The sequence below is a fragment of the Paenibacillus hebaui genome (assembly GCF_051934385.1).
Taxonomy (GTDB): Bacteria; Bacillota; Bacilli; order Paenibacillales; family Paenibacillaceae; genus Paenibacillus.
The window spans coordinates 3,715,657-3,736,373 of sequence record NZ_CP196836.1; the positions used below are offsets into that span (position 1 = coordinate 3,715,657).

The 20,717-nt window shown below is 44.2% G+C and carries 15 protein-coding genes; 14 read left to right on the plus strand and 1 reads right to left on the minus strand.

Annotated elements, in window-relative coordinates:
• The first annotated feature begins 3 nt into the window (after nucleotides 1-3).
• From ACR32F_RS16220 to ACR32F_RS16230, 3 genes are all read left to right on the plus strand, one after another.
• Nucleotides 4-1,215 (plus strand): GDSL-type esterase/lipase family protein, encoded by a 1,212-nt coding sequence (locus ACR32F_RS16220; protein ID WP_440108694.1) that lies wholly within the window; start codon nucleotides 4-6, stop codon nucleotides 1,213-1,215.
• A gap of 272 nt (nucleotides 1,216-1,487) precedes the next feature.
• Complete coding sequence (locus tag ACR32F_RS16225) at nucleotides 1,488-6,551, plus strand: golvesin C-terminal-like domain-containing protein (RefSeq protein ID WP_440108696.1); 5,064 nt, start codon at nucleotides 1,488-1,490, stop codon at nucleotides 6,549-6,551.
• A 331-nt stretch (nucleotides 6,552-6,882) separates the two neighbouring features.
• Nucleotides 6,883-7,815, plus strand: coding sequence for a hypothetical protein (locus tag ACR32F_RS16230; RefSeq protein ID WP_440108698.1), 933 nt, complete (start codon nucleotides 6,883-6,885; stop codon nucleotides 7,813-7,815).
• A gap of 467 nt (nucleotides 7,816-8,282) precedes the next feature.
• On the opposite strand, the gene ACR32F_RS16235 is transcribed toward ACR32F_RS16230, so the two are convergent.
• The gene (locus ACR32F_RS16235; RefSeq protein ID WP_440108700.1) at nucleotides 8,283-8,615 is read right to left on the minus strand and encodes a hypothetical protein; all 333 of its coding nucleotides are present in this window, start codon (nucleotides 8,613-8,615) and stop codon (nucleotides 8,283-8,285) included.
• Between the two features lie 311 nt (nucleotides 8,616-8,926).
• Here ACR32F_RS16235 and ACR32F_RS16240 point away from each other — a divergent pair, with 311 nt between their 5' ends.
• From ACR32F_RS16240 to ACR32F_RS16290, 11 genes are all read left to right on the plus strand, one after another.
• Entirely contained in the window at nucleotides 8,927-10,666 is a 1,740-nt protein-coding gene (locus ACR32F_RS16240) for an ABC-F family ATP-binding cassette domain-containing protein (protein WP_440108702.1), read from the plus strand.
• Between the two features lie 640 nt (nucleotides 10,667-11,306).
• Entirely contained in the window at nucleotides 11,307-11,513 is a 207-nt protein-coding gene (locus ACR32F_RS16245) for a hypothetical protein (protein WP_440108704.1), read from the plus strand.
• 30 nt (nucleotides 11,514-11,543) lie between these two features.
• A complete protein-coding gene (locus tag ACR32F_RS16250) occupies nucleotides 11,544-11,798 on the plus strand; it encodes a hypothetical protein (RefSeq protein ID WP_440108706.1) in 255 nt (84 codons plus the stop codon).
• Nucleotides 11,799-12,799: 1,001 nt separating this feature from the next.
• Nucleotides 12,800-13,339, plus strand: a complete 540-nt coding sequence (locus ACR32F_RS16255; RefSeq protein WP_440108708.1) for a glycerol-3-phosphate responsive antiterminator — start codon at nucleotides 12,800-12,802, stop codon at nucleotides 13,337-13,339.
• A 139-nt stretch (nucleotides 13,340-13,478) separates the two neighbouring features.
• Complete coding sequence (locus tag ACR32F_RS16260; RefSeq protein ID WP_440108710.1) at nucleotides 13,479-14,192, plus strand: glycerophosphodiester phosphodiesterase; 714 nt, start codon at nucleotides 13,479-13,481, stop codon at nucleotides 14,190-14,192.
• 18 nt (nucleotides 14,193-14,210) lie between these two features.
• On the plus strand, nucleotides 14,211-15,044 hold the full coding sequence (locus tag ACR32F_RS16265) for an HAD-IIA family hydrolase (protein WP_440108712.1): 834 nt from the start codon (nucleotides 14,211-14,213) through the stop codon (nucleotides 15,042-15,044).
• Between the two features lie 37 nt (nucleotides 15,045-15,081).
• Complete coding sequence (locus ACR32F_RS16270; RefSeq protein WP_440108714.1) at nucleotides 15,082-15,918, plus strand: metallophosphoesterase family protein; 837 nt, start codon at nucleotides 15,082-15,084, stop codon at nucleotides 15,916-15,918.
• Nucleotides 15,919-15,942: 24 nt separating this feature from the next.
• Nucleotides 15,943-17,031, plus strand: a complete 1,089-nt coding sequence (locus ACR32F_RS16275; RefSeq protein ID WP_440108716.1) for an ABC transporter ATP-binding protein — start codon at nucleotides 15,943-15,945, stop codon at nucleotides 17,029-17,031.
• Entirely contained in the window at nucleotides 17,028-17,900 is an 873-nt protein-coding gene (locus tag ACR32F_RS16280) for a carbohydrate ABC transporter permease (RefSeq protein WP_440108718.1), read from the plus strand. The genes ACR32F_RS16275 and ACR32F_RS16280 overlap by 4 nt, the downstream gene beginning before the upstream one ends.
• Nucleotides 17,901-17,919: 19 nt before the next feature.
• The gene (locus ACR32F_RS16285) at nucleotides 17,920-18,744 is read left to right on the plus strand and encodes a carbohydrate ABC transporter permease (protein WP_440108720.1); all 825 of its coding nucleotides are present in this window, start codon (nucleotides 17,920-17,922) and stop codon (nucleotides 18,742-18,744) included.
• Nucleotides 18,745-18,768: 24 nt separating this feature from the next.
• Nucleotides 18,769-20,082 carry an ABC transporter substrate-binding protein gene (locus ACR32F_RS16290; RefSeq protein WP_440108722.1) on the plus strand — a complete coding sequence of 438 codons (1,314 nt, stop codon included), beginning with the start codon at nucleotides 18,769-18,771 and terminating at the stop codon, nucleotides 20,080-20,082.
• The last annotated feature ends 635 nt before the right edge of the window (nucleotides 20,083-20,717 follow it).

The following is a 20,717-nucleotide window of genomic DNA, read 5'->3' on the forward strand; positions in this document are numbered from 1 at the left end:
GTCATGATGAAGGAATTTTTTCCTCGAAGAGGGCTGCCTAATGTCATTCAGAAGTTGGAAAATGGGGAACCCGTGACCATCGTTTATTTTGGCGGTAGTAATACACGTTCGGCAGGATACAGGGTCATGACGGCGGATTGGCTGCGGGAGCAATATCCCCATGCCGATATCCGCGCTGTGAACGCAGGCATTGATGGGACAGGATCGGACCTCGGCTGCGCCCGTTTGGAGACAGATGTACTGCGTCATCAGCCTGATCTCGTATTTGTTGAATTCGTTGGAAACGATGGCGGAGTTCCCGAATCCAAGGCGCGGATCGAAGGCATTGTCCGACAGATTCGCAAGCGCAGCCGGTTTACCGATATCCTGTTTGTATATACGGTTAAGGAGCGGGATTTGAACTTATTTCAATCCGGCGAGTACCAGAAGGGCGCTCTTATTCAAGAGGAAGTCGCCGACTATTACGGCATTCCTTCGATTCATCTGGGCGTAGCGGTCAGTCAATTGGTTTCGGACGGAAAGCTTATTTTCACCTCGAGGGCAGACGTATCCATTCCCGGAGCCGTTATTTTTACACATGATTCGATCCATCCAACGATTCCAGTAGGACATCAGATTTACACAGATACAATCACCCGGTCGTTTGAGAAAATCAGAGAACTTCGAGATCACGTGGGAAAAGTCGAACATCAATTGCCGCAAGACACTTTGGTCTCGGCCAATCCTTGGGAGTATGCAACCATGCTGCCACTGGATCGTCTTACTCATTTTTCCGCTGGGTGGTCTTACATGACCCCTGATGATTTTCCTTTAGTGCGCGAGTACGATTGGTTGTTCCCCGGTCTATGGCGAGCAGTTGATCCCGGAGAGACGATCACAGTGGAGTTTGAGGGAACCCACATCGGCTTGTTTGATATCGGGGGGCCGGATTCTGGCCGATTGAAGGTGTCAGTGGATGGAGGGGAACCCTTTCTTATCGATCGATTCACACCCTACAACGATCATAATCGAAATCAGTATGTTTTCTTGCCGGAGCTACCAAATGGGAAACATACAGTTCGCTTTGAGATCGATCACGAGAAGACTGACAAAGCGGCCGTGTTTGAGGCTAGCGGCAATGAACGAAGTATGGAGCATGTTCGGGAGCATCCAGCTTGGTATGATCAAACGGTCATTCAGCTTGGAAAGTTGTTATTGGTGCAGCCGCCATTATAATTGATTAGTCCTCTTGGAACACTTGGAAGACCTATATTCTATCTGACTGCAACTGAGCAATCAATTAGGATGTAGGTTTCTTTTTTTACTTAAAATCGTATAAGAAATTCTTAAAATGAAAGAAATTTCACCTCGATGTATCATGCTAAGATAAAAACGACAGAGTGGGATTAGGCAGAAGGGGTAGGTTAAGTGCTTTTTTACGATTATTTGAGCAAAAGGTAATGTATTTTTTGGAAGCGTTATCATTTTGAGGAGAGGCTGTGAATTGTATGGTCAAAAGGAAGCTGTTTTTCTTCATCGTTTTCATGTTGACGATCGTGGTTCCTTCCAGCCTGATCGGAATAAGGGCCGCTTATGCGGAAACCTTACCTTATCAGACGATTATCATCGATGACGGGAGTATCAAGATCAATGATGTTGTGACACCTGATGCGGGTAACGAGAACAATGGATATTCCGCTCCAAATTGGGCCACAAGCACAGGGGTGAAGGGGTATGATCTTTCCAGCACCAAATATACGAGTACAGCAGGCAGAACGATAACATGGAATCCACGCTTGGAAGCAGGAACGGCGAAAATATCGTTCTATAAGCTGGATTGGGCAGATAAAGCAGATAGCAATGTGAAAATCGAAATTGTTCATAATGGAACGACGGATGTAGTCTTTATGGATCTAAGACCCTCATCTGGCGATCCAGCAGGGTGGGTTGATTTGGGAGAGTACTATTTTTCCGGAGTTGGTGAAGAATTTGTTCAATTGACCCGGTCTACCGGCACCACGAACACGATCCTTACACGTGCTGATGCGGTCAAGTTCGAAGGAAATATAAGGCAGAAAGAGCCACATAAAACGATCATCATTGATGATGGAAACCTCACAATTGATAATGTCGTCACTGTTGATTCAGGCAACGTCAGTAACGGATTCTCCGCTCCTTATTGGACGACAAGTGCAGGAGTGAAGGGATACAATAATTCCAGTTCCAAATATACAGACGCTGTAGGTAGAAGCATCACCTGGAATCCACGCTTGGAAGCAGGGACTGCAAGAATATCGTTCTATAAGCTGGATTGGGCGGATAAAGCAGATAGTAATGTGAAAATTGAGATTGTTCATAACGGGATTACCAATGTTAAGTTTATGGATCTTAGACCTTCGTCAGGTCCATCGGTTGGATGGGTAGATCTGGGGGAGTATGAGTTTAGTGGTGATGATAGCGAATTTGTCAGGTTGACTCGAACGCAACCTACGACGGGTACAATTATTACGCGGGCCGATGCAGTCAAGTTCGAGGGGAATATCCGTCAACAAGCACCGCCGCTGCCCCCACTAAGAAGCCGTACCTTAGCGAATCTCAGTTACACCGAAAAAGGCAGCATCGAAAATGCGAACTATAAGGCAACTTTCTATGAGGCAGCATGGGATGGAGGCAAATCCATCGTTCGTGACATGTTCTACAAAAACACGGAGACGGGGAACTGGGTTCCAATAAATAATGAATCGGAAAGACTTGAGGAGCAATGGGTTTTATTGGACGGGAATGCGGGCAGCCGAACCAATTACTACGATACGATGAACAAACGCTGGATTACATTCGACGGAATTCATTTTCCCGACAGCCATACAGCGGTATTAACTGATTCTATGCATGGCAGTGATTACGATTTTGAAGTGAACTGGTCCATGGCAGGGGATAAACCCGATGTTTCCTTTGCTTTTACGCCTCGTCGCGATGGCAATTATGTGATTGGATATCAGTCCTTCACAACAGAGGCAGTCTCGGGCATCAATGAAGTGTTAAATGGATTTAGGTCGCATGCCAAAATGGTAGGTACAGTGGAATCAACAAGCTTGCGGGAGCTGAGCGCTCCGATGAGTCTGGTTGAGAAGAATGATAGTGCGGGAAATCCATTGACGTATGGGGTATTTGTACCTTCGGAAGAGTTACCAGTTGAATTTGAGCCGACGGGAGGCGTTACAAAACAACGGCTGGGTATGAGCCTTGTTAACAACGAAGGCAGCGTACAGCCAATCCTTTACGCCCCTCAGTTGGGGACTTACTCGCAGATGACCGCAGAAAGCACCTATCAATTTCATATGGGGCTAATCGCGCAAAAAAGCAATCTGTATGAGTCCTACGCGGATATTCTTCGCAATGAGTACGATTATTCAGCATACCGGGAAAATGTTTCAAATAAATCGCTTACTGACGCAATGTTTAATATGATTGATCTACTTAAAATTGAGCCGCAAGGGGACGACTCTGTTAATTATGTCCCGTCACCCAGCGGGTGGTGGAGCCGTGCCAAGGGCTTTATTGATATCGAAAACGAGGATAGCGTTCGAACAAGCTCGAATGCGGTTCTTTTGGGGGCTTACTATTTGACTGGGGATGACCAGCTTTACGATACGAGAGCACTGCCGTCCGTCCAGTATGGCGTATCCCGAAATGGTATCGGGTGGTCTCCAACGCAGAAGAAAGTATATGGTGTGCCTTCGTTATGGAAAATGGCCACCCTGCCGTTCGATGTTTCAAGCGTCGCCGCGGTTAATCAGATGATGGGCACTTCGGCAGGAATTGGGGCGCTGGCACAGGAAGAGTACCTCGTGCGTGACCCTGATCAGAAAGACCGTGGGCCTGTCATTCAGCCCCTGATGATGTATCGTATGACGGGAGATGCGCAGTATTTGCAGGCTGCGAAGGATGCAGCCGACAGCTATATCATGCAGCATATCGATACACCTGCATCCGTGGATGTGAGTAAAAATGAGTTCATTTATTATTATAGTAAGCTGTGGATGGAGATTTTGGAGCTTTACGAGGAAACTCAGGATCCCAAATACTTGAACGCTGCATATAAAGAAGCCAAACGGTATGCAACCATGTTCGTTGCTCGTCCAGTTCCTGAAGGTAACGTTACGATTCCGCAGCCTGAGACGTATAATTACGCGGAGTCGTTCCATTGGCCGGAAAGCGGTAAATTTCAATATCCTAGGCTCAAGCTACCAGAAGATGTAGCCGGAGGCGTACAAGCGGATAGGTGGCTTGTTTCACCGAGCGGATTGACGTTTGAAGCAGGAAGTACAACAGGTTATTATCGGATGAATGCTCAGGAAGCTCCATTCATGCTGAGATTGTCGCTCTATACAGGGGATAAACTGCTGCAGGATATTGCTCATAATGCGGTTATTGGTCGATATTCCAGTTATCCAGGTTATTACTATAAGGGCTTCGCCGTTAGCCAACTAGAACCGGATTTTCCTCTGGAAGGCCCAAGCGGAGCTACATCCATCTATTATCACCATATACCGGGGCAACTCGGGCAAACGATGGATTATTTGATCAGCGAACAATCATTGAAATCGAACGGGAGTATTACGTTTCCTTCCGTATTCGAAACGAATTTTTTATGGTTCAAATATCATCTTTATGGGAATAAACCTGGTCAATTTTATGGTAATTCAGACGTTTGGCTCTGGATGCCCAAGGGGATTATTAAGACTAATCATCCTCAATTGAATTGGATAACGGGTGAGAGCGGGGATAAATTTTACATCGGGCTAAGCAACGCATCATCTGAAGAAGTTCAGACTCCTATCGAATTGAATGAACATATCATTGGATTCAACCCTGCACAAGATTATACCGTAACGATCATCCGCGACAATGGTACACCAGAACAAGCGGTTATGAGCGGCGGAATCATTCAAGCCACAGTTTCAAGCAAGGGCATCACCGCTATCATTGTAGAAGGACTTAACATTGATGTACCGCTGCATCAGGTCAGAACGGCTGATACATCGGATGCAAGCTATTTTTTCGATATCCACAGTCCAATCGATGCGGTTAAAGGCATGCTGATCGTCAAGCCTGACGAAACGGTTTATGATGCTTATGTACAGGCAAAAACGACGAAACCAGCGACAATCCATTATTCCTTGGATGGCGGGGCTACGTATACGACTATCCCCGATACGATATACCCGATGGAATGGTCAATACGGGTGAATGATTTATCCCAAACCTTTACGTATTATGTGGAATCGGAGGGGAAACAGACCAACAAGCGTACACTTTATCTGCCTGATCAGGTAACGGAAACTCCAGTCAAACCCGATGGGCAGGATAGTTCATCTATCATTGTGGATAATACGGAGGCGGAGACAGAAGGCGTCTGGATAAGGGATACGACGGCTAACGACTATTATTATGACAACTATGTATATGCCAAATCTACGGCTGGCACAGCGACAAGCAAAATGAGATGGCGGCCTGAACTGCCGGAAAGTGTCACTTACAGTGTGTATTACAAGATTCCCCAAATAACCGCTGCGAGTGAAAATTGGGCAACGAATGCCTCATTTACTGTGTATTATAGCGGAGGCTCCGAGACGGTTACTGTTGATGAGACAACAGCGAATGGTACTTGGGTGCATTTAGGTGATTATCCATTTGCTGCAGGCGATAGCGGGTACGTGGAACTAACCAACAAGGCCAACAAGTCCAGGGTTGTAGCCGATGCAATCATGTGGGTGGACCCGAACAGGATACCGCAATTGGAGTCTGCTGTGGTCATGTCCGATCGGAACGAACTGCAGATGACTCAAACCGCACAACTGAGCGTAACCGGCTATTTGGATAACGGTTTGATCGGTGATCTAACACAGGCCAATGTGCAGTATTTCGTTGATCGTATGGATCTGGCCGAAGTGGATAGCAGTGGGTTGTTGACCCTTCTCAATCTCGATGGGGACACGGATCACATTGAGGTATGGGCCACTGTCACGATTGACGGAGTGACCTTGACCACACCGCCTTTGACCATCACGATCAAGGACCTGACAGTTATCGTGGACAGTACAAATACAACAGGGTTATACACGACAGAAGGGTCTTGGAGCCAAAGCAATTTAGCCGGATATAAAATTGGGGTTAAATCCCGCTACTCTACAGTTCAAGGATCATCAGCAACGTGGAAAGGCCAGTTTCCAGAGGGGAAATATACGGTCTCGATCTACAAGCTCGTCCATACGACGGCAAACGATAATAATGTCAAAGTGGAAGTGAAGCATAAGACGGATACCGAGGTCACCTATATGGATGCAACGGTCGGCTCATCGGGTTGGGTTAATCTCGGAACGTTCGACTTTACGGGTGACGGTAGCGAGTATGTTCGGTTAACCAGGGTCACTCCTACAACGGTAGACCCGCCAACGCTTCCTGCGGATATGATCTATACGAGGGTTGATGCAGTGAAGTTCGAACGGCATTCCGTTAGTTCAGAGCTGCTTGCAAATGAGGCGCCAGGTCAACCGACGCTCTCCGAATAATAGCGGTGTTGCAACAGGCGGCTTATATGATAGCAGTTACGTATACATGTGAGTTATCGAATTTGTATGGAACCACTTCATGTGATCGTGTAAAGTAACTCTAAGAGCCGAATGGATGAGAACGATCCATTCGGCTTTTTTTTGTCGTGGGACAAAAATATGTTCCCATTACGGATTAGGCATGTATCTAATCGATTTACGTCCGTTAATTCATTAAGCTAACGGGCAGGATAGTTTAATAACATATCGAATATTGAAGCTTGGAAAGGAATATGACGTGAGTTATTTGCTAAACTGAGTGAGGTAGAAGTACTTAAAAAGGAGGTACCAGATGGAAACTAATCAAACTATTCGACTGGCAGTCGAAGAATCTATACAGTTTCTTGAATTTGCACCGCATTTTACGATGGCTCACGGCGAGTGCACTCGTCGAAAATGGGATGGAGCTTGGTGGCATATGGCTGCTCTTTATGAAATGGGAGAGGTGAAAAGGATTCCCCAGTCCGCTATTGAAAGAGCTAAACATCTACTCAAAACCCAGGTCTGGCCAACTTTCATTATATCCGCCAATGACCATCCAACAAGTGAAAGTGATAAGATGAAGATGGATTGCTGCCATTGTGAACTTGCCGTGTACTATATGATTCTAATGGCGTATGGTTGTGATTTGGACAAGGAACTACCTTGGATTCGTGAATGGTTCTTAAAGCATCAGCTACCTGATGGTGGACTGAACTGCGATCCTGAAGCTTATACTCATTCTAAAAAAAGCTCTATTGTTTCAACATTGCCTCCGCTTGAAGCTATCTTATGGCATACTGACCGTGAATTTACTGAACAGGAAGTTGTTTTCTTAGACGAAGGTGCACGTTATTTAATTGAACATCGTCTTGTATGTTCTAAACAAAATGGGGACGTCATCGAAATGGAATGGCTGAAGCCTTGCTTTCCAAGGTTTTTTGAATATGATATTTTGCGCGGCATGTCATTCTTGGCAGAATGGTCCCGGCGTAGGAACAAACTGCTACCGGTCTGGCTGTTTAGAGAAGGATTGGAACGCTTGAATACATCTATGACAGCAGAAGGCTTACAAGTCGGAAGACAAGTGTTTGATCCCCAAGGCCCGTGGGGTGGACAAACCTTTTCCTTGTTAGAAGCAACGGCCGGTATTGGTGTCGTTTCGCCTTACCTAACCAGACAATTGGATCGAGTGTTCGAACGAATGGGCCCGGAATATACCTCAAGACTTCCTTTAGAAAAGTGATCTGGGCGAAAGAGTAAGGGCCAGGATGAAGAATGCTTAAAAAATAAAGGGAACAGTCGCAGGTTAGCAGGCTGCTCCTTTTTCGATGATCTATTGGGGGAGATAAGAAGATTTCCCTCATTTAAGGAAACATGTACGCGTGGGATTGATATATTAGAAGTTTAAGTTTGCCGTGAGTTTTTGGAAGCATAAGTGTGTATTTTGGCAAACTTATGGGTTAAGTCACACGGAGCCTCAAGGCTTTAGTTGATTTAGCTCTAAATGATTAGCGAAGAGGATTTCGAGTTGAAAATGATACCTATTTGATGCGCTATATTGAGTGATGTGCGTACGCGTATGAGTATACAGAACCGAATACTACAGTCATACAAGCCATGGAAAAAATGTTGAAGGATAAATACAAAGGATAACATGTTACACAAATAAAAGTGTAGCCTCCCTATTGTGGCAGGATACACTTTTTTTGTTCATTTCCCTGGAAAATTCTCATAATAGTATGACTTTGAATAACAATGGCCTAATAAATCGGCCGCGTCATTTCTAGGAATGATTCGAGCAGCATCACCTAACAGGGTTTTAATCTGCTCATTTGTAAATTGTTCTTTAATCAAATTTAAGAGAGTAGAGTATGTTGATTTAAAAGCAGAGGAGAAATGGCGCTTTCCATTTGCTGCAGTCGATTTCATCAACGCAATGTTCGTTGCCGCTGCGTCGCGCACATCAACCCCATATAGTTGCGAATCTACCATAGCTCTATCGTCGCGAAGCATGGCATAAATCATAGCATTGTGCCAAGGCACAATGCTTGGTCCCATAATATGCGTAGGGTGGATCGTTGTCATGATTTTGTTTGATGTATTTTCATGGGATTAGATAAACGTCCAGGCTGCTTCTTCCATCGTTTTTGATGGATCTTGATTATCGTAAGCAATGGTTGATTCTGAAAATCGTCCAACAAGCCACCATTCTAAAGAAAGTATCAGAATTTCGAAGTGAGGGTAAGGGCTAAAAATGGATTGAACTTGGTGGTAAACAGTGTTACTCTAAAAGTCTATGTTCGACAGTACATTTAATAATAGTCACCATTTTAGTTATAAAGAAAGGTAACACTATGATAAAAGTTGATAACTTATCCTTCTCATTTCCGCAAAAAGAACTATATAAAAACATTTCATTTACGTTTGAAGAGGCACAACATTGTGCTTTTATAGGAACAAGTGGTAGTGGGAAAAGTACACTAATCGATATACTGATGGATCCGGAAAGATATTTGTTTGAGGGCAAGTTAGAGATAGACCCGGATTGCAGAATCGGGTATGTCAGTCAGTTCTCGCAAGTCGACAAAACGAAAGAAATGACCGTCTTTGAATATATCGGAGAAGAATTTATCAAGATACAAGATGAAATCACATCGATTTATGCTGAAATGGAAACCACATCGGATATGGATTCGCTGCTGGAAAAGGTTCAATTGGCTTTGGACGCTTTCGAGGCGATGGATGGAGATAACTTCGAAAACACCATTAATAAGCAGCTAAACCTGGCCAACCTCATGAAGCTAAAAGATCTTAACGTATCCTCTATAAGCGGCGGGGAATTCAAACTTATTCAAGTGATGAAGGAAATGCTCGTTCGTCCGGATTTGCTGATTATGGACGAACCCGATGTGTTTTTGGACTTTGAGAACCTGAATGCCCTTAAAAAGTTGATCAATTCCCATAAAGGCATGCTGCTGGTCGTTACGCACAACCGGTATCTGTTGAATCATTGCTTCAACAAAATCATCCACCTGGAAAACACAGAGATCCAAGAATTTGACGGGCGATATATCGATTATAACTTCTCGCTGCTTCAGACTAAGATCGAGCTGCAAGAAATCGCGGTTGCTGAAGCTGAAGAAATTGAGAGATACGATCACATCATCGACAATCTTAGAGAGATCGCCACGTATAATTCGGAAGCCTCCAGAGGCAGAGCGTTAAAAGCCAGAGTCAAGTTTCAAGAGAGATTGGAAGCACGTAAAATCAAAGAGCCTTTTGTCGATATCAAGCAGCCGAATATTCGTTTTGATCTTGATCATGAAATTGAAGACACGGTTGTTGTAAAGGTCAAAAATTATAGGGTTGCTTTTGACGAGCTGCTTTTGGAAAATGTGAACTTTGAGATAAAATCTACAGATAAAGTAGCCATTATCGGTTCAAACGGTACCGGGAAAACGACTTTACTCCGAGAAATCTTTAAAAATAATCATGCTTCAATTGAAATAAATTCGGATGTTAAAGTGGCTTATTTATCTCAGGTTCAAGGCGAAATGCTAAAGGATTCCAATACAATACTAGATGAATTCATCGAGGCTGGGTTTAAAACTTATGATGAGATCAGATCGTATCTTTCAAACTATGGCTTTGAAGGAGAAATCCTTAATCAAAAGATAGAATCTTTATCTGGTGGAGAAAAAAACATGCTTCAATTGGCTAAAGTTTCTGCCAGTAAAGCAAACGTATTGCTTCTTGATGAACCGACAAGCCACTTAGACACCTATACACAAATAGCACTGGAGAAAGCCATTGAAGACTATAAAGGTGCGATTCTCATGATTTCTCATGATTTCTATTCTGTTGTAAATGGTATGAATTATGTTTTAATCATTGACGATCAGACGATTAGAAAAATGAGTATGCAAGAATTTAGTGAGATGATTTATGCTAGTCATTTTGATAAAGACTATTTGGAAACTGAACAAAAGAAAAAATCAGTTGAAATGAAAATAGAATTGGCTTTAAAAGATACTAATTTTGAACTTGCAAAAGGTTTGGTTGATGAGCTAGAAGAGCTGATTAAGTTGCTTTAAATTATAACTCTCTGATTGAAATGATTACAAGAAAGTGAAGTCAGTCACAGCGAATAGGGCTAAAGTGAATTAGTCTGAGTTCAACGATGAAACATGATGTTGGTGGAAAAGTATCAATAAAAAAGACACTGATGAATAGAATATCAGTGTCTTTTTACTGCATTGATCTCTTGATAGCTCTTGCCGTGGTCAGTGGTTCACTTGGGTTGCTTTTATTTTATTTCATTGTAAACAAAAATTTCGCCGTTATGTCCGTTATGGTGAACCGTGTCACAAGTAACGCTCGCATAATACCTGCTGAGTTGAACATCATTGAGACTTCAGGGTGTCGGTCACGAAGGATTACGGCCATTTCGCGAACGAGAGTCCTCGAATGTAAGTCGAGATCAGCCTTATTCTTGGATCAGGACTCCGGATATCAGAAGCCATCTCGATCGATCTTGACGATATAGACTGGTTGAAAGCAAACGTCTCTGTGAGAATATCTGGGTTCACATAATCTAGTTTTCTTGCAATCGATATTACGGAGTATTAAATAAGGGAGAGAAATTACTCCAATTTTAGTAGCGCTGTATTATAATATTCTTAGGTGGAAAATACAATACTTTGAATTTGTGTAAACAAGAGGTGGAAAACAGCTATGAAAAATAGAAACATAACGGGTATTGTAGTGGCCGTAATTTATTGTGTTGTCCTTTATGTTTTTTTAACTGATGCCCCCCCTGGTGAAGCTCCAAATAATCCGCCATGGGTATATTCATTGTTTCCACTTGGAGCTGTTGTAATTACGTCTCTTTTTGATTATGTGATCAAGTTCGATTTCTTCAGAAAAAAGAAAAAGAAATAGAAAAAAGGAAGGAATGAATGGAGGATAAAAATGATAGAATCAAAAATTGCTAAAACATTTTTTGCAGGAGTTCTGCTCTCTACATCTATTTCAATTCCAGCATTCGCTCAGGATCTGGGAAATTCACCATATTCTTCGCCAGTATCACAAGTAGGTCAAGCTAAAAGCCTCTTAGACTTAGTTGAAAGCACAACCAGTAATTCTATCACTTTTACAGATGGTTCTACATTATTTCAATATGACAATTACTATATTGTAACAGATTCAATGGAAAAGATGAGTTAAAAATCACAAAAGTTGATGATAATAACGTAAAGTATGAAAACCTGCAAACCGGCAAGGAAAAGTAGAAAATTCGACTGAGATATTATATGCCACTGCCTCTGCAGTAGTAGGTGTACTTGCTTCCTTTATAGGCGGACCTACAGGTGGAAAAATATTAGGAATACTTGTAAGCATCGGTGGTTATTATCTTTCTAAGGATGCACCAAGAGCTTATTAGATAACAAAAACATGCACTAAAGAAGCCAGGCAAAGTGATTTTCATGCGACTTTAACCATTAGGAAAGACTACCACTATTATAAATATCATGATTATACTGGATTTATTCAGACTTGCCTCGAGGAAAGGTAAACAGAGGCGGCTAGGTAATATTTGGATTGATGAAGAATGGGACAGCGGTTTCGCTTTGGCTATAATTACGGTTTTGGATCTATTTAAGATTCAATTTGTGGAGTTTCCAACTCCACAAAGGACTAATAAGGCGGTAAACTAACGGGTAGGAGACTTTCAACATGCAATTTATAGTAAAGTGGTACATGTTAAGCCGCAAGAATTACACTCTTGAGGGAGCACAGTTCAATATAGGTACGTAGGCTTATGGTGGAACTCTTCAGGGAACGGAATTTGGAGGCATGGGACGATCAGCGGCTTCAAGAGGAATCTCTTCGCCTGAAAGAGGAAGCAAAATGGGATACGCCTCTGGATGAGCTGCTAGTCGTGACCACGCTGATATGCTTTCCTTTCCGAGTTCGTTAGTGGGACTGTACGATGTATCTGAAAGACGAGGAAGTCGTGATATAAGGCGTAACTGAGTCAGGCTGGCTCCATCGAAAGATCAGTGCGATAAGAGATACGCACTGATCTTTTTTTGCATTTTTTACGTTAGACGAGGATGGTTTATGTTGATAGATGAAATTAACAACCCGTTTACATGAAGATGATATAAAACGAATATTTTCACTTTAATATATAAGATGACAAACGAGAAAATGAGGACTGACTTATGAAGAATTATCCTATCATAGCCTCCATCACGGTAGACGAACAAATTTCACAAGCTATAGCAAGCGATGTGAAACGAGTTATTCTGATGACAGGTAACATTACCAATCTTGGTACAATTATAGAAAGTCTGCATCAAAGCGGGAAACAGGCTTATGTGCATACCGAGATGGTATCGGGAATTGGACGAGATGCTTCCGCAATTCAGTATCTTGCTGATGTGTTTAAAGTTGACGGGATCGTGACGACGAAGAGCAATGCGGTTTCTGCAGCAAAGCAAGCGGGCATATTAAGCATTCAGCGCATATTTGCCATTGATACGGCGGCAATAGAGACTGCGGTTCGGATGATTAAAAGCTACAAGCCTGATGAAGTTGAACTGATGCCGGGGCTTATGCCTCGAATCATACAAGAACTGAAAGAACGCATCTCGCAGCCATTGATTGTGGGAGGCCTTATCCGGCATGAGGAAGAAATAAAGCAAGCATTAAAGGCCGGGGCAGATTTTGTTTCGGTAGGCCATGAGAAATTCTGGACTTAATTTCATACATTTATCCTTGGGTGGAGACGACGAGAAAACCCGGTGGTAAGTAAATCAATACAACCTTGATGTTGAAGGAGGGTGATTTGCTGCTGGGTTTTTTGTGTTGTCCAAAAAATACAACGGGAGGTAATAGAGCATGATCATTCAAGCAGTTGCTCATCGCGGCTATCCAAAGAAGTATCCTGAAAATACGTTGTCTTCCTTTTTAAAAGCGGTAGAGCTTGGGTTCACACATCTCGAACTGGATGTTCATCTCAGCAAGGATGGAGTTCCTGTTGTCATTCATGACCATACTCTTGATCGCATGACAAATGTAACAGGGAGGGTAGCTGATTATACAGCTTCAGAGCTGCAATCATTCAAAATGGAGCAAGATGAGCATATTCCAACCCTTGAAGAGGTACTGCGTGCGCTAAAGGGTAAGATTCAACTTAACATTGAGCTAAAGCAGATGGGAGAGTATTATCCTCAGCTGGAGGAAAGGGTACTTGAAGTTATCGAGGAATTTAACATGCTGGATCAGGTGGTAATTACGTCATTTGATTTTGATGCCCTGGAGAAGATCAGGCAACGATCTGGCGATGTACGCATCGGTCTCATCACCTTTGGCTGTTCGAAGGCTATTCTTAACTGGTCGTTAGAGATGGGGGCGACTTTCTTGTCCATGCACCATGCCTTTGTGACCGAGCATTACATTCATCAATGTCAAAAATCGGGAATTCAACTTATGGCTTGGACAATAAACGAGACTTCCATCATGAAAAAATTTCAGGAGTATCCGTCCGTATGGGTCTGCACAGACGAACTGGAATGCTTCATAGATGTATCGGAGTTGTCCAGCTCAGTGTGAGCGGGCAGGAGTAAGGTCATGAAGAATTTATATGCTTACGATGCTTACTGCTTCGATTTAGACGGGACGATTTATATTGACCAAATGAGGCTGCCTGGTGTAAAGAGCTTTTTAAGTAGCTTGCGGTCACGAGGCAAGCGTCTGTTGTTCCTTACAAATACTCCCGTTCATACCAGAGAGGATTGTTACAATCGGCTGCTGGGTTTGGGTATTTCGTGCCAGCTTGATGAAATTCTGACTGCAGGTTACGTGTCGGGACTTTATTTTACAGAGCATGCGCCGGAAGCCAGGGTGCTGGTTGTAGGGGAGGAGGCACTACGGAAAGAACTTCAGGCCATGGGGATCGTCATTTCCGAGGACCCGTACCGATCAACGCATGTGTTAGTCGGAATGGATCGGCAATTTCATTACGATAAGCTTCATTTAGCGGCAAAAGCAGTACGCCATGGAGCAGCTCTGCTCGCCACGAATCCAGACAATTGCTGTCCCGTCCAAGGGGACATTATTCCGGACACCGGTGCCATTCTAAGCTCGATTGAGGCGGCAAGCCAGCAAAAAGCAGCGGTCGTGATTGGCAAGCCTTCCCGATACTATGCAGAGAAGGTGTTTCAGCTTTTGGATGTGGATAGCAACCGATGCCTCATGATCGGTGACCGGCTGGAAACAGACATTTTATTTGGACAGCAGAATGGAATGAAGACTGCCCTAGTACTTACGGGCATCTCCTCAAGAGAGGATGTCGGAAAGACAGATATCGTTCCGGATTATATATGGCCTTCCTTCAACGAGTGCATCATGGAGCAGCAGATCCATGTAAAGCCTTCAAATGTGTTGCAAGTGGAGAGGACTTGAGCAGTAAGTTTCCAAACTAAAGATGGAGGTGGCGTTTATGCATCTGGCGTTACTTGGTGATTTTCACTATTCAAGCATGAGTCATGGGACCAAAGAAATGAAGGCTGCGAGAGTCCGGGCATACGAGCATATGCTCAAGGCTTTTCTGGAGGAGAAGGCGGACTTTCATATCTCTATTGGCGATTTAACGCATGAAGGAACGGCTCAGGAACTTCAATCGATTTTCTCCATTCTTGCAAAAAGTGAACGGAAATTCATTCATGTGCTGGGCAATCATGATACATATTCGATGCCAAAGCATGAAATTTCCACGCTAACAGGTCAGGCGCGCTATCAAGTCATTGCTACGCCTCATGCCAGGCTGATTTTTCTGGATACTACCCAGGAAATGAACCGTGAGGATTGGGGAGGGGAGCTAGATGAAGAGCAACTGGCATGGCTCAAAGTCCAGCTTGCTGATTCGCATGGGAAGCAAGTGCTCCTTTTCGGTCATCATCCAGTATTCAATACGACTGCACGCTCGACGCTCGATAAGTTATACATCCGACCGGAGGATGAACTGAAAGGCATATTCAATAGTCGGCCAGAGGGAGGCATCTATTTCTGCGGGCATAATCATATGAACTCCATCGTGAAGCAAGGTAACTGGCATTATGTACAGACCGCAGCTTGTCTTGATGTGCCAGCATACCGTGTTATTGAAGTTCATGAGGGAAAAGTAGCGATAACGCACCGACTTATACAGGGGACTGGTCTCATCGATGATATTCAGAGCTTTTGTTGTGATATGCCGGGCTTTGAACCTGTCGCTGATGCATTGGGAGAAGAAAGCGACCTTATCTTATCCGTTCAGTTAGCATCTGCCGCACAATAATGTGAAGAAAAAGGAGGGAATAGCATGGCACAAATTGTATTGAAGCAAATTGAAAAAAACTTCAAGCAGGATAAAGTCATCGAGGGTCTCGATCTGACTATTGAGGAAGGTTCCTTTACGGTATTGGTCGGCCCGTCCGGCTGTGGAAAATCGACGACACTCCGCATGATCGCAGGACTTGATAAGGAGTCTGGCGGTGAAATTTGGATCGGAGACCATTGTGTCAATGGAGTGGAGCCGGGCAAGCGCAATGTCGCCATGGTATTTCAAAACTATGCATTATATCCAATGATGACGGTCAAGGAGAACATCGAATTCGGATTAGTGAACCGTAAAGTGCCTCGGCCCGAGCGAGAGCGTCTCGTTAAGGAGATCACCGATGTCGTCGGCCTAGCCGAGTATTTGCATAAGAAGCCCCAGGCTCTGTCCGGAGGTCAGCGTCAGCGGGTTGCCTTGGCTCGGGCAATGGTTAAAAATCCTGCAGTTTTCCTGATGGACGAGCCATTGTCCAATCTGGATGCCAAGCTTCGCCATCAGATGCGAACAGAGCTAATTCAGCTGCACAAACGGCTAGGCGCAACCTTTGTCTTTGTTACTCATGACCAGGTTGAGGCAATGTCGATGGGAGATCGTATCGTCATCATGAATAAAGGGCGTATTCAACAAGCAGATCGTCCAATGAAAATCTACGATGATCCGGATAATGTTTTCACAGCCCAGTTTATCGGCACACCGCCGATGAATGTGATTGATCGTGAACAGATCCTGCCGTTTATGAATGGGCAGCTGCATGACAAAATCGGGCAGATAGGCTTCCGTCCAGAGAAAACGACGATGATGCTTGAAAACAGGCTGCAACCTGGACATGTGCAATTCCCGGCTCGTATCCTGACACGTGAGACACTGGGGGCAGAAATTATCTATCAACTGGATACCGTGCTTGGACCTGTCGCCGTGAAGAGTTTTTTGAAGCCTTTGGAGTCTGCCTCAGAGGTGTACATCTCCGTGTCTATGCAGGACCTGTACTATTTTGATCGGAACGGAGTGCGTGCTCGTCATCATGAGCGGTCCGAAGCTAGAGAGCTTGTTGTCCTGGGAGGGAACTATTCATGACCGTTTGGTCCAGGTTTCGCCCCTATGTCATGGTGGCTCCCTCCATCGTGATATTCTCCATTTTTTTCATTTATCCAATCTTCTATATGATCTTTTTAAGTTTTTACAACTGGGATTTCATTAATCCGGTCAAGGAGTTCGTGGGCTTCAACAACTTTATCGAGTTATTTAAGGATAGTGCGTTTCTTCAGGTGCTGAGCAACTCCTTGAACTATACGCTTCTTTCCGTATCCTTATCCATTGTGATTTCGCTTCTGCTAGCGATATGGCTGAATCGGGAAGGAGCGTGGTATGGGTTTGTCCAGGGCGCACTTTTCAGTCCACATATTGTTTCGCTTGTATCTGTATCCCTCGTGTGGATGTGGCTGATGGATCCCAAATTCGGTTTGCTTAACGCTCTGCTGGATATGGTTGGTTTGCCCAAGCTGGAATGGCTGAGTAGTCCCGACAGTTCATTACTGTCGCTTGTACTTGTTTCGGTCTGGAAAGGCGTGGGCTACAACGCTCTCATCTTCATCGCTGGTCTCCAGAGCATCCCCAAGGATGTCTATGAAGCCTCAGCTCTGGACGAGGCCAATTGGTGGCGGAAGTTCTACAAAATTACGCTGCCCATGCTTTCGCCGACCCTGTTTTTCTTAATCATCATTAATCTGATCAGTTCATTCCAAGTGTTTGAGACCATTGCCATTATGACGAACGGGGGTCCGATCAATTCAACCAACACGCTCGTCTTTTACATCTACGAGTATGGATTCCGCTACTTCAAAATCGGTTACGCTTCGGCAGCGGGAGTTATATTGCTCGTTGTCGTTGGTTTGCTTACACTAGTCTACTTCAAGTTGCTGAGCCGCAAGGTTCACTACCAATAGAGAGGAGAAGCGGAATTTTATGGCAAGGAAATCATTGCTGCGTATCCTGAATGTTACTGCCACGATAGCATTGGTTGCGATTTTTGCAGTCCCTTTTCTATGGATGATTTCAACATCATTGAAGTCTTACCCGGAAACGGTAATCTTTCCACCCAAGTGGATTCCTTCCAAGGTGATGTGGAGCAATTTTCAAGCGGCGTGGGAATCGGGGCCTTTTTTGAAATATCTAATGAACAGCGTTGTCGTATCAGTCAGTATACTCATTCTTCAATTCACAACTATTATTTTGGCAGCCTATGCGTTTGCGAGGTATTCCTTCAAAGGAGACAAGCTGTTATTCGGGATAACGATGGTGACCTTGATGATTCCTGGTCAGCTTATTTTCCTGCCTGTGTATTTGTTGTTGAGCAAGTGGGGACTCATTAACAACTTGCTGGCACTCATTCTGCCCTTCTCTTCCAGCGCTTTTGGCATATTCATGCTCAGGCAGTCATTCAAGCAAGTACAGCAAGAGCTTATAGAAGCGGCACGGCTTGACCAAACGCCGGAATGGAAGATTATTCTTAAGATCATGGTGCCCATGGCCCGCCCAACGCTGGTGACCTTTGCGTTATTCAGCTTCATTGCACACTGGAATGATTATTTCTGGCCGCTCGTGATGACAACCTCGGATGCAGCAAGAACGCTTCCGATTGGGATTTCTAAGCTGCGCGAAGTTGATGGAGGAGCTGCTTGGCATATTTTGATGGCTGGCAACATGATTCTAGTCGTTCCGATCCTTATTGTTTTCTTATTTGGACAACGTCAAATTATTAAAGCATTTGTCTATTCGGGTGTAAAATAATCGATTTAATGGGAGGACTTAACCATGAAAAAATTTGGATCCATTTTGTTAGCGGCAACGCTTGCACTTACTTTGACTGCTTGCGCTGATTCCAGCTCTGCTGGTTCGACTAATAATGCTGCTTCGGGGAGCAATTCCAATGGCACAGCCAATAAACCCATAGAGATTACATATTGGTACTCATGGGGAGACAAAATCGCCGAGAACAATGAGAACTTGGTTAAAATGTTTAATGAATCCCAAAATGAAGTGATCGTGAAGGCGGAATATCAGGGATCGTATGCAGATCAGCATTCTAAGGCACAGGCTGCTTTCGCAGCGGGCAATGCACCCGAAGTATGGCAAAATGAAATTGCTTCGGTTGGTGTATTTGCCGAATCCGGCATGACGCAGGAGTTGACTTCTTTTGTTGAGAAAGATCAGCTTGATACAGATGATTTCATTCAAGGACTAATGGGAAATTCCTACGTGAATGACAAACTGTATGCTCTTCCTTATTTACGCAGTACACCAATCCTGTACTTTAATCGTACGATGATGAAGGAGGCGGGACTTGATCCTGCTGGACCGAAGAATTGGACGGAATTTGAAGATTATGCACGCAAGCTAACGATTAAGGATCAACGCTATGGTATCTCGATGCCTGTTGATATTTGGTTCTATGAGGCTTTTGTTAGGCAGAGCGGAGGAACAATGGTTAGCGAGGATGGAAAAAGTGCGGCATTCAATAATGAAACCGGAATTGAACCAGTGAAGTTGTGGCTGAAGATGAAGGATGAAGGCATAATGAGCATCGGTACAACCGATGATGCGGGTACGCAAGCCAAGACGGATTTCCACAATCAACGTTCAGCAATGCTGTTCGCTTCAACTGCAGACTTGACCAATAATATGAAGGTTGCAGAAGAGCAGGGCTTTGAACTTGGAACGACATTTATGCCTGCAAATGATACGTATGGAGTGCCGACAGGCGGTGCCAACCTGGTGATGACTTCTGGACTGTCTCTAGAAAAGCAGGAGGCGGCGTGGAAGTTTATTAAGTGGATGACCTCCAAAGAGCAAACGATTTATGCAAGTTCCTTCACGGGTTATTTGCCTAGCCGAATCAGTGCGGTGGAAAGCGATGAAATGAAGAAGCTTTATGAGGAAAAGCCGCTGTTCAAGGTGGCGGTAGACCAACTGGAATATGCGGGTCCACGTCCAATGCAGAAGGTTTATCCGGAGATTGGTGAGATGATCAAGGATGAGATTCTTCGCGCGGTGGTTGATTCGTCCGTTTCCGCAGAGGGAGCTGTGGCTGAAGCGGCGAAGAAGGCCGATGCCTTGCTGAATAAATAGAATTATAATTTGAAAAACCAAGGAGCTAGGCGGTATATGTCCCGCTTAGCTCCTTGGTTTTGTTGGTGTGCTTGTGCTATACATACCTCGGTTATTGATGAATAAAGACCGAAGGCCCGAGTAACGGATTAGAGATTATTCCAGAAGGCTCCAGTTGTTGTCGAGGGACAAGAACATGGTTCGATTATTGATTAGATAATCATCTAATTAAAGTGCAGGTTCCCGAGTGGATTCCTGTTGTCAGAAAATAACGAGTCATCGCATAAATGGAGAGGGTTGGGCAACTGCATAAAGGGATCAGTTTTTCCACATAGGCCGCAACGATGCGGCCTTTTGACTTAGTTATTTTGTGATTCATCCGAATAATGAGGACGTCCCGCATTGGAAAAACGGATCATGTTACCATGGGATGTTTTGGGTAGCACGTTAAGGCATTCTATGGCGTGATCTATCTGACGGCTCGCAGAACATCATGCCTCATTTATCATATTTAATAGAAGAATAGCATAAGATTGTAATAAAACAATGGAGACCACATAAATGCATGAAACAAGCCTTGTACTCAGGAAGCTTTTGATAGTATTGGGCGGCGCGAGATGGATGTGGCGTTTGTGGTGCGAGAAATCGTGTAGCCT

Excerpts from the sequence above, each read along its gene's own strand:
- ACR32F_RS16250 (WP_440108706.1), top strand. The coding sequence starts at position 11,544 with ATGATAGAATCAAAAATTGCTAAAACATTTTTTGCAGGAGTTCTGCTC.
- ACR32F_RS16285 (WP_440108720.1), top strand. The coding sequence starts at position 17,920 with ATGGCAAGGAAATCATTGCTGCGTATCCTGAATGTTACTGCCACGATA.
- ACR32F_RS16275 (WP_440108716.1), top strand. The coding sequence starts at position 15,943 with ATGGCACAAATTGTATTGAAGCAAATTGAAAAAAACTTCAAGCAGGAT.
- ACR32F_RS16280 (WP_440108718.1), top strand. The coding sequence starts at position 17,028 with ATGACCGTTTGGTCCAGGTTTCGCCCCTATGTCATGGTGGCTCCCTCC.
- ACR32F_RS16220 (WP_440108694.1), top strand. The coding sequence starts at position 4 with ATGATGAAGGAATTTTTTCCTCGAAGAGGGCTGCCTAATGTCATTCAG.
- ACR32F_RS16265 (WP_440108712.1), top strand. The coding sequence starts at position 14,211 with ATGAAGAATTTATATGCTTACGATGCTTACTGCTTCGATTTAGACGGG.
- ACR32F_RS16245 (WP_440108704.1), top strand. The coding sequence starts at position 11,307 with ATGAAAAATAGAAACATAACGGGTATTGTAGTGGCCGTAATTTATTGT.
- ACR32F_RS16255 (WP_440108708.1), top strand. The coding sequence starts at position 12,800 with ATGAAGAATTATCCTATCATAGCCTCCATCACGGTAGACGAACAAATT.
- ACR32F_RS16225 (WP_440108696.1), top strand. The coding sequence starts at position 1,488 with ATGGTCAAAAGGAAGCTGTTTTTCTTCATCGTTTTCATGTTGACGATC.
- ACR32F_RS16260 (WP_440108710.1), top strand. The coding sequence starts at position 13,479 with ATGATCATTCAAGCAGTTGCTCATCGCGGCTATCCAAAGAAGTATCCT.
- ACR32F_RS16240 (WP_440108702.1), top strand. The coding sequence starts at position 8,927 with ATGATAAAAGTTGATAACTTATCCTTCTCATTTCCGCAAAAAGAACTA.
- ACR32F_RS16270 (WP_440108714.1), top strand. The coding sequence starts at position 15,082 with ATGCATCTGGCGTTACTTGGTGATTTTCACTATTCAAGCATGAGTCAT.
- ACR32F_RS16290 (WP_440108722.1), top strand. The coding sequence starts at position 18,769 with ATGAAAAAATTTGGATCCATTTTGTTAGCGGCAACGCTTGCACTTACT.
- ACR32F_RS16230 (WP_440108698.1), top strand. The coding sequence starts at position 6,883 with ATGGAAACTAATCAAACTATTCGACTGGCAGTCGAAGAATCTATACAG.